A 15,158-nucleotide genomic window follows, 5' to 3' on the forward strand; every position below is an offset into this window, starting at 1 on the left:
TCATGAATACAGGAGTGAAAGAAAAAGGTGAGAATTGCCAGCAAGAGCTGCCAGAGAGTTGTTTTTTTCATCATAAATATTTTATATTTTCAAATATACTGCCTTTATCACAATTATGTGATTTTTTATGTAGCAGAACAAAACAATGTAAGGTAATAAACACCATAGAAAGTAATTTTCAATTGTTGAAAAGTGTTTAAAAAAACAATAATCAAAAACCAGGAGCTTTTTTGAAGAATGAAACTACTTATAAGGTGCTTTTGTCATTTCTTATTTAATTTTCTTAGAATAAAATCAAGTGTTGTATTGTTCTTTTTAATCTGATTTATAAGATTATTTGATAATTCCGGAGCCTGTATTGAAAAGATTAATTTCCTATTTTGGTGAGATAATTATTTGAATTGAACAAACAGCCGCTTCTTATTTTGACCCTGTGTTTTATTCTGGGAATTGTGTTTCAGGATCAGTTTTTCCTGGGGCGGAAAGCTGTTTACTTTTTGATCATTTCAGGGCTGGGAATAATCATTTCCCTGTTTTTTCATTCTTATTTCTTGCATGTAATAAGAAACATTTTGCTGGGGATTTTGTTTTTTATAATGGGAATTATCCTGCACTTTTATAATACTTTTTTACCTGAAGCCGGAGAAATTGCAAAAGACAGGATAGAAATTATTTTCAAAATCTCCCGAAAATTAAATTCAAATGAGAAATCCAGGAAATATGAAGGAACGGTAAAGGCGGATAACAGGCTTTTTCATTCTCTGATCTATATCCCGAAAGAAAATCAGACATTGGATTTTAAGCATTTTTATAAGACAAAAGCTTATGTAGTGCAACCTAAAGCTCCATTATACGATTTTCAATTCAACTATGCACGATATTTAAACCGGAAAAACATTTCATATCAGTGCTATACCTCATCCGAAATTTCATCCGTTGAGAATACTGATCCGGATGGTATGGATAAAGTCCGGCAATTAAGGTTGGATGCCCTGAAGAAAATTGATGCTGCAGCCATGTCCGGGAAAGCCAAAGAATTTTTAAAAGGAATCATTCTGGCAGACAGAACAGACATGGATCCGGATACCATACAGGACTTCAGTAAAGCAGGGCTTATGCATTTACTGGCTATTTCAGGCACTCATATTGTGGTGATTTTCGGGATATTTTATTTTATGCTAAGACGGTTTTCTCCTTTATCAAAGCGAAGATATAGTATTATTGCCAGTCTGGTTTTCATCTGGTTATTTGCAGCGCTTATCGGGTTTGGCAATTCGGTTTTGCGTTCCTGTATGATGCTGAATATCTATTTTGTTTACGTTATTCTTCAAAGAAAGCCAGATCTTCTGCATTCTCTGGGATTGTCTGCATTGATTATCCTGATGCTGGATACACAGCAGTTGTTCGATATTGGATTTCAACTGAGCTTTGTGGCGGTTCTGGGGATATTCTGGTTAAACCAACCCCTGTTACGCTATTTTCCGATACAGGATAATTATTTTAAAAAATTGATATTTAATACCATTTCCATTTCTTTATCGGCACAGCTGGCCACACTTCCTTTGGTTTTGTACTATTTCCACCAGTTTTCTATGGTTTCCATAGTTGCCAATTTTGTCATTGTTCCTTTCTCAGAAATCATTATTGTACTTTCTTTCTTAATGACAGTCCTTATTGCTTTGAATATTAATCCAGACTTTGTCAGCAATATGTATGATGTTGTAATTCATCTGGTACTTAAGCTTATTCATTGGTTTGCTAAGGCCGATTTTTTATTTTTTGAAAATATTTCAATGAATCTGATTGAAGTCTTATTGGTTTTTGTAATAGTTTATCTCTCAAGATCTTTCATTATCAAAACGAATTTTAAAAACACTGCAAGATTGATGATGGCTGTTCTGGCCTTTTTAATGATCCGGACCGGGTTTGATATCTTTGAAAATAAAAAGGAAGAGATATTGTTTTATACTTTTGGTAAAACGAAGATTTTTTCAGTGAAAAGAGGAGATAAAGTCTGTTTCTGGATCTCGGATATGAGTGATCAGGAAAAAATTCAGCGGTTTATCATTAATCCTTATTGTTATTCTAGAAGGCTGAGTGATTTTCAAATAAAAACATTTCCGCAAACGGTACAGAAAGTTGTTTTCATGAATAAGGTTTATGATATAGAATAATGAATTTTATTTTGGGTTTTTCTCTATTTATAACGTGTTTTACTCTTATTTAGAAAGATTACAAACTGGCTAATTGTGAGATTTCTCACTTTTCGATATTGTTAACATTTCTTAATTTTGTGGGAAATTCAAATTTAAACTTATATGGCAGGTTTAACGAGTTCTACGATAGGTAGAAAATATGCTATGGCATTATCAGCTATGTTTTTGCTGATTTTTCTTATACTGCATTTGACGACCAATTTGTTATCAGTTCTGAATAAGGACGCCTTCAATACGGCTTCTGATTTTATGGGCTATAATCCTTTTGTGCAGTTCTTAATGCAGCCTATTCTTGGCTTTGCAGTAATATTTCATTTTGTAATGGGGTTTGTGCTGGAGATCAAGAATAATAAAGCACGTCCGGTAAAGTATGAATCCAACAACCCTTCTATGAATTCTTCATGGATGTCCAGAAATATGATCATTTCCGGGGCGGTTGTTCTGGCTTTTCTGGCGCTTCACTTATATGATTTCTGGTTACATGAAATTAACTATAAGTATGTGGAAGGAATATCTCCTGATGCAGAACGTTTCTGGCCGGAGCTTCATGAGAAGTTTGCTGATCTTTGGAGAGTGGCTTTATATGTAATTTCTTTTGTTTTATTAGGATTACACCTGGCACACGGATTCCAGTCTTCTTTCCAGTCTGTTGGAGCAAGACATCCAAAATATACGCCGGTGATTAAAGCTGTGGGGAAATGGTATTCTATCCTTATTCCTGCAGGATTTATTTTCATCGCAATTTTCCATTTTATAACTCAATAATATCAATATACTAATTATGAGTAAATTAGATTCAAAAATTCCTGCAGGTCCATTAAAGGACAAATGGAAAAATCATAAAGACCATATGAACCTTGTTGCACCAAACAACAGAGATAAGATTGATATTATTGTTGTAGGTACAGGTCTGGCAGGAGGTTCTGCTGCAGCTACTTTGGCTGAGCAAGGATATAACGTAAAAGCTTTCTGTTATCAGGATTCTCCAAGAAGAGCTCACTCTATCGCAGCTCAGGGAGGGATCAACGCAGCTAAGAATTACCAGGGAGACGGTGACTCTACCTATAGATTATTCTATGATACCATCAAAGGAGGTGACTATAGAGCGAGAGAAGCTAATGTTTACAGATTGGCTGAAGTTTCTGCAAATATTATTGACCAGTGTGTTTCCCAGGGAGTTCCTTTCGGAAGAGATTACGGAGGTCAGTTAGATAACCGTTCGTTTGGTGGGGTTCAGGTAAAAAGAACTTTCTACGCAAAAGGGCAAACAGGTCAGCAATTATTATTAGGTGCATATTCTGCGATGAGCCGTCAGATCGGTAAAGGTAGAATCAAAATGTATAACCGTCATGAAATGATGGATCTTGTTATTGTTGACGGAAAAGCAAGAGGAATTATCGCCAGAAACCTTGTAACAGGAGAGATTGAAAGACATTCTGCTCACGCAGTAGTAATCGCTTCTGGAGGATACGGAAACGTATATTTCCTTTCTACCAACGCCATGGGATCAAACGTTTCTGCGGCCTGGAAAATTCATAAGAAAGGAGCTTATTTTGCAAACCCTTGCTATGTACAGATTCACCCGACTTGTATTCCGGTTCACGGGACCCAGCAGTCTAAACTGACTCTGATGTCTGAATCATTAAGAAACTCAGGAAGAATCTGGGTTCCTAAAAAAAATTGAAGATGCAGTAGCTATCAGGGAAGGCAAATTAAGACCTGAAAATATTAAAGAAGAAGACAGAGATTACTATTTAGAAAGAAGATATCCGGCATTCGGTAACCTTGTACCGAGAGACGTTGCTTCCAGAGCAGCTAAAGAAAGATGTGACGCCGGATTCGGAATCGAAAATAATGATACTAAAGAAGGAGTTTTCCTTGATTTCTCTACAGAGATCATTAAAAAAGGTAAAGAAGCTGCTATCGAAAAACATATTCATAACCCTACAGATCAGCAGATCTATGACCTTGGTAAGAAATGGGTTGAGGAGAAATACGGTAACTTGTTCGTGATGTACGAAAAAATTACAGCAGATGATCCTTATAAAACTCCGATGAAGATTTATCCTGCTGTTCACTATACAATGGGAGGAGTATGGGTAGATTATAATCTTCAGTCTACTATCCCAGGATGTTTTGTAATCGGCGAAGCTAATTTCTCTGATCACGGTGCTAACAGATTGGGGGCGTCTGCATTGATGCAAGGTCTTGCTGACGGATACTTTGTACTTCCTTACACGATTGCAGATTACCTTTCTGCAGATATCAGAACAGGGGAGATCCCAACTAATTCAGGGGCTTTTGATGAAGCAGAAAAAGGGATTAAAGAGAAAATTGATTTCTTCCTGAATAATAAAGGAACTCATTCTGTAGATTACTTCCATAAGAAGCTTGGGCACATCATGTGGAATAAAGTAGGGATGGGAAGAACTCCTGAAGGGTTGAGAGAAGCAATTAAAGAAATTGAAGAAGTAAGAAACGACTTCTGGAAAAATGTAAAAGTACCTGGTGAAGGTGAAGGAATGAACACTGAGCTTGAAAAAGCATTCAGGGTGGCAGACTTCCTGGAATTAGGACAATTAATGGCTATCGATGCACTACACAGAAACGAATCTTGTGGTGGACATTTCCGTGAAGACCATTCTACTCCGGATGGAGAAGCGGAAAGAGATGACGTAAACTACAAATACGTCGGAGCTTGGGAATATCAGGGACCGGATATCAATACGGAAGTATTGCATAAGGAAGAACTGATATACGAGAACATCGAGGTTAAAACTAGAAGTTACAAATAATCTCCAACCTATAAATATAACATTATGAGTGCAAAAAAAAGGCTTACATCTTACGCTGAAAATTTGGAGACAAAAAAATAATAAATCTAAAGGTCAGTTTGAGACCTACAAAATATCAGATGTATCTACAGACTCTTCTTTTTTGGAGATGCTGGATATCCTGAACGAAAATTTAATTAACGAAGGTAAAGAACCTATCGCTTTTGACCACGACTGTCGTGAAGGAATCTGCGGGATGTGTTCACTATACATCAACGGTAGAGCTCATGGTCCTGATACAGGTATTACAACTTGTCAGCTTCACATGAGGATGTTCAAAGATGGAGAAACGATCGTTATTGAACCTTGGAGAAGTGCTGCTTTTCCTGTTATCAAGGATTTGATGGTAGACAGAAGCGCATTCGACAGAGTGATGGCAGCAGGTGGTTTCATCTCTGTAAACACTTCCGGTAATACGTTGGATGCTAATGCAATTCCGGTTCCGAAAGAAGACGCAGACAGAGCAATGGATGCTGCAGCTTGCATCGGATGTGGAGCTTGTGTAGCTACCTGTAAAAACGGATCTGCAATGCTATTTGTGGGAGCTAAAGTTTCTCAGTATGCATTGCTTCCTCAAGGTAGGATAGAAGCTAAGAGAAGAGTTCTGAACATGGTGAAAGCTATGGATGAAGAAGGATTCGGAAACTGTTCAAATACGGGAGCATGTGAAGTTGAATGCCCTAAAGGTATTTCTCTTGAAAACATTGCAAGGATGAACAGAGAATACATGGCTGCTCTTGTAGATCAAGGATAGAAAAATAAAATTAATTTTATCAATAGAAAATACCGTTTGTAAAAACGGTATTTTTTTTTATTTAATATTTCTTAGATAATTTTTAATTGAACGGGTTAATGTTTTGTTAATTAGTGGTTTGTAGTGTTGTTCAATGCTTTTGAGTGGATATCTTTATAAGATAAATCTAAATAAAAACACATGAGAAAATTTAAAAAAAAAATTATCAAGAAATGAAATGAGAACTATTAGTGGGGCTTTTAATAGTGAGAGCGGAATAAACGGTAACGATGGATTTTGTGGAGGCTATTGCAGTTATCAAGGCATAAGTTGTAAAACTTACTCTTCAAATTGTTATTGTTCCGCGGCTCCTTTACCTTTTATGTCGGGTTATTGTACAACATATGACTATGGATGGGGATATTGATTATGTTTACTGTAAATTATATATCTCCTTAAACACTACAAGAGGGAAGATTTAGAATACTTTGTTGCAGATTGGGTAGAAGATGAAGAGCTTTAGGATATATATTATTGAGAATAATATAGAGAATACATGTCTGCTCTTGTAGATCAAGGATAGAATTGATTCAAAATACTTAAAAATCGCTCTCGTTTCGGAGGCGATTTTTTTTGTGCTTATCTTTTTGCTGTTAAAGTTTGTTAACTTATTGATTGGCTTTAGGTGTTCTTTGCTGAATAAGTATATATTTGGAGAATAGTTAAACTAATAATAAAAAAAGCTTTTCGGGTGCTTTTTTTGAAGATGATAACGCGGAAAAAAGGGGAGCAATGTCCTTTATGACCAGGTGTAATAAAATTTTCAAAAAAAAATATTCAGTGTGAATGAAGATGCCCTAAAAAGCGTATTTTTGTGTAATATTAAAAATTGAAATGAAAAAATATCTTTTATTGTTTATCATCACAGTTTTTGTGATGTCTTGTTCAAAAAAAGTAGAAGTAAAAGGAAAAATTACCGGAAGTTCTCCACTGGAAAGAATCGAATTTGTAGAAGCTTCTGGAGTGGGAACCTTACCTTTGGTTAATATTGGTTTAGATAAAAACGGAAACTTTTCCGGAAGTTTTGAAGCTCCTAAAGATGGAATGTATGTGATCAACTATGCCGGCAGACAAAACCTGATCTACCTTGAGAGAGGACAAAAAGTTAACATCTCAGGAAATGGTGCTACTTTCCCTAATGAATATATTATTACTGGTGATGCTAAAAAGAATAATGACTTTCTTCAGGGAAGCCAGAAATTTTTTAGGAGACTATGGTACTAGTGTCAATTTAGGTCAGTTAATGAGCGGAGATGAAGCTACATTCTTAAAAGGAATGCATAAAGTAGAATCAGACATTAATAAAAATGTAGATGAGCTTGCCAAGAAATTTAACCCTAGTAAAGCATTGCTGGAATGGAAAAAGAATGATGTGAAGGTGACAATACTTAATTTGCTAGCCAACTATGAAATGTCACATGGTCCAATGTCTGGTAATCCGTCATATAAGGCTTCAAAAGCTTTCAAAGACTATGAAACAAAGCTGGATGATGATAAAGAGGCAATGGTGAAAACAATTCCGCTTTACAGACAATATTTGTTGGTAAAGATGACTCCGGATTTCCAGAAATATGCGGAAGCTAACAGTAAAGGAAAAACAGATATTACTACTTCTGAATTATTTGCCAAGTATTTAAAAACTAAAAAAGATATCTCTCAGACTGCGAAAGATTATTTATTGGCTTTTGTAATGGCACAGGCAGACATTCACCCGACAACCCCGGCGAATAAGATTGAAAAGATCAAGAAAATTATTGATTCCGATATTAAAGATGCCACGATTAAAAGTGATTTACTTAAAATGCAGATGGCTATTACAGGTCTTAAAATCGGAGAAGCAGCCCCTGAAGCGGCTTTAGTAAAGCAAGACGGAAAAACTTATAAGCTTTCTGAAAACAAAGGTAAGCCTTATATGTTGTTTTTCTACGCCTCATGGAATCCTTATATCAGTGAAGCTACCATTCCTGTTTTGAAGGAAGTGGTTAACTTTTATAAATCTAAAATGAATTTTGTATACGTTAATGTGGATGATACAAAAGATCAGTTTGTAAAAACAAGTAATTCTCTACTGAAAGGTATCCAGGGAGTCAATGTATATGCAGAAGGCGGAATGGAATCTGATATAGCAAAGAAATATGGTGTTTACGGGTTCAAATTACCTTGTTTTGTAATCATTGATAAAGATGGCAAAATTGCCAGCAGATCTTTTGTAAACCTTGGTGAGCAGGAATTAGTGACTATTCTGGATAAACTGACAGGGTTATCAGCTCCAAAAGTAGATCCAAATATGCAGATGCAGCCGCAACTACAGCCTGCACCTTCTGCTCAGCAGCAAGCGCCACAGCCAGCAAATCCGCAGCCGGCTCCAACAAAATAATAAACTTTAACACAGTATAGAAACCTTATCTTCGGATAAGGTTTTTTTTATTGTATTTTTGCAAACTGAAATGTGAAGTTTCAATCAGGAAAATAGAAAATTTTAGAATGAGTAAGAAGAAAAAAAATATAATTCTTGAGAACATCAAACTTGTTAATGCAGGAGCAAAAGGTGTTGCAATCGGAAGAACAGATGAGGGTAAAACAGTAATGGTTTCAGGTGCAATTCCGGGTGATATTGTTAATATAAGAGTAAAAAAAAGCGAAGTCAAAATATTATGAAGGCGAAGCTATAGAGGTTCTTGAGAAATCACCTTACAGAGTAGAGCCTAAATGTATTCATTTTGGTACTTGTGGAGGGTGCAAATGGCAGAATATGAGCTATGAGAAGCAATTGGCTTTTAAGCAGGAAGAAGTATATAACAATATTAAAAGAATCGGGGGGATTGAAGATTTTGAAACAGTTTCAATATTGGGCTCTGAAGAACAATATTTCTACAGGAATAAAATGGAGTTCTCTTTCTCTAATGCGAGATGGCTTACTCAATATGAAATAAGCTCTGAAGAAAACTTTGGAAGTAAAGATGCGCTAGGTTTTCATATCCCGGGAATGTGGAGTAAAATTCTGGATCTTAAAGAATGTTTCCTGCAGGAAGACCCTTCTAACGCAATCAGGTTGGCTGTAAAAGAATATGCTGTTGAAACAGGACTGGATTTCTTTGATGTAAGAAATCATGAGGGATTCCTGAGAACCTTAATGATGAGACAGAACTCTAAAGGAGAATGGATGGTGCTATTCCAGCTTTTCAGAGAAGAAAAAGAAAACAGGGAGAAGCTTTTTGAATTTATATTAGAGAAATTTCCACAAATCAAAACATTGGTGTATGCCATTAATCCAAAAGCCAATGACTCAATTTACGATCTGGATATTAATGTTTATTCCGGGCAAGGATATCTGATGGAAGAAATGGATGGGCTGAAGTTTAAAATCGGGCCAAAATCATTTTTCCAGACAAATTATAAGCAAGCTTTGGAGCTTTACAGGAAAACATTGGAATTTGCAGATCTGAAAGGAGATGAAGTAGTGTATGACCTGTATACGGGAACAGGAACAATTGCTCAATACGTGGCAAGAAACGCAAAACAGGTAATCGGTATAGAATCAGTACAGGAAGCTATTGATGCAGCGATAGAACATGCGGAATTGAACGGACTTACAAATACGACTTTCTATTGTGGAGATATGAAAGATATCTTCAATGACGACTTCCTGGCTAATCATCCTAAAGCAGACGTTTTAATCACTGATCCTCCCAGGGACGGAATGCATCAGAAAGTCGTGGAACAGATTTTGAAACTTTCTCCGGAAAAAGTGGTTTACGTAAGCTGTAATTCGGCTACACAAGCCAGGGATTTAGCCTTAATGAAAGACCATTATACATTAGTTAAGATATTGCCGGTAGATATGTTCCCGCAAACACACCACGTTGAAAACATTGCTTTATTGATTAAAAAATAAATTTATTTAAATTTGAATTTCAAATCATAGTATGAAATACCTTAAATTTCTCATAACAATCTGTTTTCTGGGGATTCTGTTTTCCTGTGGAGGGGATGATGATATCTGTGAAAGCGGAGAAGGAACTCCCAGAATGAAAGTGGCTTTTATATCAATAAAGTCCGGAAAACCAATGACTGTAGATTCCCTGAATGTTGCTGTTGACTATGGATCCGGTAAAGTAGATCTGGGTTGGCAGACCAAAATAGATTCAAGGCTGATTCCTTTAAGGGTAGATGATTCGCCATATACCGATGTATATTTTAAGGTAAGCACCAAAGGGACTGAATCCAAGGTTAGAATAAACTATACTACCAGATCTACCTACGTATCTCCGGGATGCGGGATCAAAAAAAATTATGATAATTTAAGTTCACAATTAATCACTCCTAATCCTGTTCAAAACCTGGAAGAAGGACTAAACCGAATAGAGAATGAAGACAAGACTAATCTATACCTTCTTTTTTAGTGTATTAGGAATAATAAGCTGGGCTCAGGATAAACAGGAGAAAAAAGAAGTAAAAAAGGAGCACTGGAAGTATGAGCCCAATTTTATGGTTGGTCTTGATGTGCTTAATACAGGAGTTGCCTTTTTCTCTGACAGAAAGCTATACCAGGGTTTTATTTCTTCCAGGCTGAAAGAAAATCTCCATGTCATTGCAGAAGCGGGTTTTGAAAAGAACATATACCAGAAGAATGGTTATGACGCAAAGGCAAGTGGTCCGTTCATTAAGCTCGGGTCTTTCTATATGTTAGCTAAAGATGCGGAAAACCAGTTCAACGGGTTTTATGCCGGAGGAAAAGTAGCCGGATCGTTCTATAATCAGGAGTATATGGCAATTCCTGTTCGTGGGTTTGGAGGGAGTAATTCATCAGTAGCATTTCCCTCGTCATCACAATCTACCTTTTGGTTAGAAGGAACATTGGGAGGCAGGGTACAGTTGTTTGATTCCAATTTTTATATAGATGTGAATCTGCAGCCCCGGTATTGGATGTACACTTCTAAACAGGATGATATTTCACCTATGATCGTCCCGGGATTTGGGCGGAGTTCTTCCAAATTCAATATGGGATTTGCATGGAATATAGCGTATAAATTTTAACGTATAGCCTTTTTAGAAGGCTTCTGATTTCCCTTTATAAGAATTCTGTACAGGTTTTCTAATTCTTTGGGAGGGATACCTGCGTCAAATTGAGAAGATTGGTATCTTTTTTCAGGGGTTACAATCAAAATGGAAGAAGATAAAGCTCTATCTGAGAACCTATTGGTTGTGGGAGACTCCAGTGAGGAGATTTTAGCCAAATCTATTTCCTGAACTTGTTTTATTATATTTTCCCATTCTGTAGATGACATAACTGCCGTTGTCGAAGTGCCGTTTACAGATGTGGTTTTAGAAGTTGGCGTTAATGTAAAAATCCTATGCGTTCCCCTTGTTTCTTCACTTAATTCTATTTTTTCGATTTGATATTTTTGTGGTCCTGCTTGTGAAGGGCTTTTATTACTGTATTCTTTCTTCTGTGGTACACAATTTATATTGAAAAATGATATTACTGTCAATATAATTAATAATTTTTGTTTCATTTTGATTACTACAGGATTTTAAATTCTGCAGGTAAAGTCGTAGTGGCAGGTAATAATTTTACAACTTCACAACAGAGAATATTCAAAGTAACGGGTGCACTGTCAATAAAAGAAATCAGAAAAGACAAGGTTGTAATAGGGATTTATCCGAATCCGGTAAATGATGTTTTAAATATAACTAAAGTATCAAATAAGGCCACTTTTGAAATATATAATACCCTCGGCCAAATTGTGAAGAAAGGTACAATTGATAATAACAAGATAAATGTATCAGAGTTATTAAAAGGTGATTATATTATTGCAATAAAAGATGAGAAAATTTCTGAAAACATTAAGTTTATAAAAAAATAAATTATCATTATAATCATATATAAATCCCCGGGTTTTTTCGGGGATTTTTTTTAATTTATTAAGAGTATCTGTTATTGTAAAATAATGTTTTGTCTCTACGTATGGGTGCTTTTGATTTATATTTTTGTCCGGTTTTAGGAAGCTTTATTGATTATTTATATTAATGATAATTTTTTAATAAGTTGTGTTTTTATAGTAAATGTATTGCTTTTTTTTGTATATGTATTAAAAGTGAAATTTTTTATATTTTTTCTTATATATTTAATTTTATATTCTCGTTGTATATTAAATTAATCCATAAATTTTGCGAAATCATAGTATAAAATAAGTATATTTGGGCGAAAGAAATAATCAAATATTTATGAAAAGACTACTTACTACTTTAATGTGTGCGTTAGTAGGAAGCATGGCGTTCGGACAATGGACTCCAGCCACTGCTAAAGCAGACGGAAAGAAAAGAGCAGTGGATATGAAGCCTGCTAGAATAGAAGTGCACTTCAAATTGGATCTTGATCAGTTAAGATCTCAATTAAAAGATGCGCAGGAAATGGGAGCGAATGCTAAGCCGGTTCTTATTTCCATTCCTACATTGGATGGAAGGATTCAAAGGTTTAATGTTTACAGCTTTCCTGTTGTTGTAAAAGAACTTGCAGATCAATATCAACTAGGTTCCTACGTGGGAACGGCTGTGGATGATCCGACTCAACAAATCAGATTCTCTGTAGCACCTAATGACTTCCAATCTATGCTATTTAGAAATGGAAATTATGAATTTATTGATCCTGTAGATAAATCAGCAGGATTATATGGGGTACACCCAAAAACAAACAAATCAGGAGATAAACCTTTCCTTTGTAGTACAACAGAAAGCCCTGCTGCTATACAGTCTATACAGGGTTTGTATAATAATGCAAATACATTTGCTCACCAACCTGGTGTATTCAGCAGAAGTTCGGATAAAAAATATCGTACAATGAGATTAGCATTGTCGGTGACAGGAGAGTATACTGCTTATTTTGGAGGATTTAATGGTGCTATGGCTGCTATTAATGCTACTTTAACAAGGGTAAATGGAGTATTTGAAAAAGATTTTGCATTACACTTGAATCTTCAGAATTTCCCTGGAATTATATATACAGATGCTACCACTGATCCATACTCAGATGCGGATGACGGTGCAGCCGGAGCCTGGAATGCAGAGCTTATGAATGTATTGCATAATAATGTAGGAGAAGCGAACTTTGATATCGGGCACTTATTTGGAGCTTCCGGAGGAGGGGGTAATGCTGGATGTATAGGTTGTGTTTGTAGTGATGATATGACACTCCACCCTATATACAATACGCCAGTAGCTTATAAAGGATCGGGATATACATCTCCTGCTAATGGAAACCCCTCAGGAGACGCTTTTGATATAGACTATGTGGCTCACGAAATGGGTCACCAGCTTGGAGCTAACCATACTTTTTCACATAAAATTGAAGGGTCAGGAGTGAATATGGAACCAGGTTCTGGATCAACTATTATGGGATATGCAGGAATAACCGGAGGTCCCAATACTGATGTACAGAGCAATTCTGACGCCTATTTTCATAAAGGAAGCATCGGGCAGGTTCAAACAAACCTGGCAACAGTAACATGTGATGTTGAAACCTCCGTTACAAATAACCCTCCTGTAATTGCTGCTTTATCAAATTATACAATTCCTAAAAAGACAGCCTTCGTTCTTACAGCAAGTGTTACAGATCCGGAAAATGATCCGATGACTTATACTTGGGAACAGGTGGATAGTGGAATGACTTCATCACAAACTGTAACCAGAACCAATCTGGGAAATACTACCTATGGGGCTTCGTTTAGATCCCTTCCTCCAACAACAAGCCCAACAAGATATTTCCCTAAGTTTTCATCAGTTCTTGCAGGCGCCCTGGATAACTCTCTGAATACTTGGGAATCTACTTCACAGGTAGCAAGAACTTCCAAGTTTGCTATTACAGCAAGAGATAATAATGCAAATGTTACACAGCAACAAACCAATACGGCACAGCAAACAATTACAGTAGGAAATGATGGGCCGTTCCAAATTACTCAAGGCTACTTATATTCAAATGTAGCTTCAAATTTAACATGGGATGTTGCGAATACTTCTGCTGCACCTTATGGTGTAGCTAATGTGAAGATTGATTATTCTACGGATAACGGAGCCAACTGGACTGTTCTATCGGCTTCTACACCTAATGACGGATCAGAATCATTTACAATGCCCGGAACATTAAATGGGCAAACAGTATTAATGAGGATTTCTGCTATTGGAAATGTTTTTTATGCAGTTAAAAAAATATACGTCAATACTCAATCTACATGTGGGAATGCACCTGTTGGTATAACGGTTCAAAATATAACAATAAATGGAGCAGGGGTTGCTTGGGCACCTGTTTCAGGAGCGGATTCATATATAGTGCAGTATAAATTAGCTTCTGCCTCTACATGGTCTCAGGTAACGGCTTCTACCAATTCTGCTACACTGTCAGGGTTGATGGATTGTTTATCTTACCAGGTTCAGGTTGCAGCTGTTTGTTCAGGAGTGACAGGGACATATTCTACTCCGGTTACTTTCTCAACAACTTGTGTGAGCTATTGTACGGCGGCAAGTGATAGCGGACAATTTAATTATATTTCTAATGTAACGCTGGGTACGGTAAATAATACTACAGGAGGTACAACATATTCAAACTTTACTACGACGCCTGCATTACAGCCTATTTTACTTCCAGGTAGTACAAATACAATTAATGTTTCACTTACGACGACTGTTTCGGGAGCAGCAGTGAACGGAATGGCTGCATGGATTGATTATAATAAAAATGGGGTGTTTGAAGCTAATGAAAGAGTCCTGAATATGCCTATTGCCTCTTTGACAGTAGGAACTACACCTAATACTGCAACATTTACAGTTCCATCAACAGCGGTAACAAATTCTCCATTAAGAATGAGAGTAGTGACTGTTTTAATGAATCCTTTATATGTTGGTGTGAGTATTCCGGATTCTTTTGCATGTGGAGATTTTCCTAATGGAGAGGTTGAAGATTATAATGTAATTATCACAAATAATCTTGCAACATCAGAAACAGGTCTTAAAAATAATGATATCCAGTTATATCCAAACCCGGCAACTGACATTTTAAATGTAACCAAAGTTTCAGAGAAAGCTACCTATAAAATTTACAGTGCTGCAGGACAATTGGTAAACAGTGGTGTTATCAATGGTGGTAGAATCAATGTTTCAGCTTTAGTAAAAGGTGGATATATGATTACAATTGATGATAAAGGTATGGAGCAATTCAAATCCAAGTTCATCAAAAAATAAAAATTAAATTTCATTTTGAATAATTCGTAATCCCCGGGATATCCCGGGGATTACTTTATTTAAAGCAGAAGTGGAATTATT

The 15,158-nt window shown here is 36.2% G+C and carries 10 protein-coding genes and 2 pseudogenes; 11 read left to right on the plus strand and 1 reads right to left on the minus strand.

The window, feature by feature from the left end:
- The first annotated feature begins 452 nt into the window (after positions 1 to 452).
- The 9 genes and pseudogenes from HX13_RS00950 to HX13_RS00985 all read left to right on the plus strand — a co-directional run bounded on the left by HX13_RS00950 (position 453) and on the right by HX13_RS00985 (position 10,880).
- Positions 453 to 2,174, plus strand: a complete 1,722-nt coding sequence (locus tag HX13_RS00950) for a ComEC/Rec2 family competence protein (RefSeq protein WP_410493097.1) — start codon at positions 453 to 455, stop codon at positions 2,172 to 2,174.
- 144 nt (positions 2,175 to 2,318) lie between these two features.
- The gene (locus HX13_RS00955; protein WP_050019585.1) at positions 2,319 to 2,981 is read left to right on the plus strand and encodes a succinate dehydrogenase cytochrome b subunit; all 663 of its coding nucleotides are present in this window, start codon (positions 2,319 to 2,321) and stop codon (positions 2,979 to 2,981) included.
- Positions 2,982 to 2,997: 16 nt separating this feature from the next.
- A pseudogene (locus HX13_RS00960) lies at positions 2,998 to 5,011 on the plus strand (fumarate reductase/succinate dehydrogenase flavoprotein subunit).
- A gap of 28 nt (positions 5,012 to 5,039) precedes the next feature.
- The gene (locus HX13_RS00965) at positions 5,040 to 5,804 is read left to right on the plus strand and encodes a succinate dehydrogenase/fumarate reductase iron-sulfur subunit (protein WP_050019586.1); all 765 of its coding nucleotides are present in this window, start codon (positions 5,040 to 5,042) and stop codon (positions 5,802 to 5,804) included.
- 873 nt (positions 5,805 to 6,677) lie between these two features.
- Complete coding sequence (locus HX13_RS23095) at positions 6,678 to 7,067, plus strand: hypothetical protein (RefSeq protein WP_238554935.1); 390 nt, start codon at positions 6,678 to 6,680, stop codon at positions 7,065 to 7,067.
- Entirely contained in the window at positions 7,003 to 8,220 is a 1,218-nt protein-coding gene (locus HX13_RS00970; RefSeq protein WP_238554936.1) for a TlpA family protein disulfide reductase, read from the plus strand. The genes HX13_RS23095 and HX13_RS00970 overlap by 65 nt, the downstream gene beginning before the upstream one ends.
- A 107-nt stretch (positions 8,221 to 8,327) precedes the next feature.
- Positions 8,328 to 9,738 (plus strand): annotated as a pseudogene (rlmD, locus tag HX13_RS00975) (23S rRNA (uracil(1939)-C(5))-methyltransferase RlmD).
- Positions 9,739 to 9,769: 31 nt separating this feature from the next.
- A complete protein-coding gene (locus HX13_RS00980) occupies positions 9,770 to 10,246 on the plus strand; it encodes a DUF6452 family protein (protein WP_050019587.1) in 477 nt (158 codons plus the stop codon).
- Positions 10,212 to 10,880 carry a DUF6048 family protein gene (locus HX13_RS00985; protein ID WP_050019588.1) on the plus strand — a complete coding sequence of 223 codons (669 nt, stop codon included), beginning with the start codon at positions 10,212 to 10,214 and terminating at the stop codon, positions 10,878 to 10,880. Before HX13_RS00980 ends, HX13_RS00985 begins: the two co-directional genes overlap by 35 nt.
- Here the strand turns inward: HX13_RS00985 and HX13_RS00990 are convergent.
- Positions 10,877 to 11,359 (minus strand): hypothetical protein, encoded by a 483-nt coding sequence (locus tag HX13_RS00990; RefSeq protein ID WP_050019589.1) that lies wholly within the window; start codon positions 11,357 to 11,359, stop codon positions 10,877 to 10,879. The genes HX13_RS00985 and HX13_RS00990 overlap by 4 nt on opposite strands.
- On the opposite strand from HX13_RS00990, the gene HX13_RS00995 reads away from it, so the two are divergent.
- The gene (locus tag HX13_RS00995; protein WP_050019590.1) at positions 11,351 to 11,710 is read left to right on the plus strand and encodes a T9SS type A sorting domain-containing protein; all 360 of its coding nucleotides are present in this window, start codon (positions 11,351 to 11,353) and stop codon (positions 11,708 to 11,710) included. The genes HX13_RS00990 and HX13_RS00995 overlap by 9 nt on opposite strands.
- A 361-nt stretch (positions 11,711 to 12,071) precedes the next feature.
- On the plus strand, positions 12,072 to 15,077 hold the full coding sequence (locus HX13_RS01000; RefSeq protein ID WP_050019717.1) for a reprolysin-like metallopeptidase: 3,006 nt from the start codon (positions 12,072 to 12,074) through the stop codon (positions 15,075 to 15,077).
- The last annotated feature ends 81 nt before the right edge of the window (positions 15,078 to 15,158 follow it).

Origin of the sequence: Chryseobacterium sp. P1-3 (assembly GCF_000738495.1) — a bacterium.
Lineage (GTDB): Bacteria > Bacteroidota > Bacteroidia > Flavobacteriales > Weeksellaceae > Chryseobacterium > Chryseobacterium gallinarum.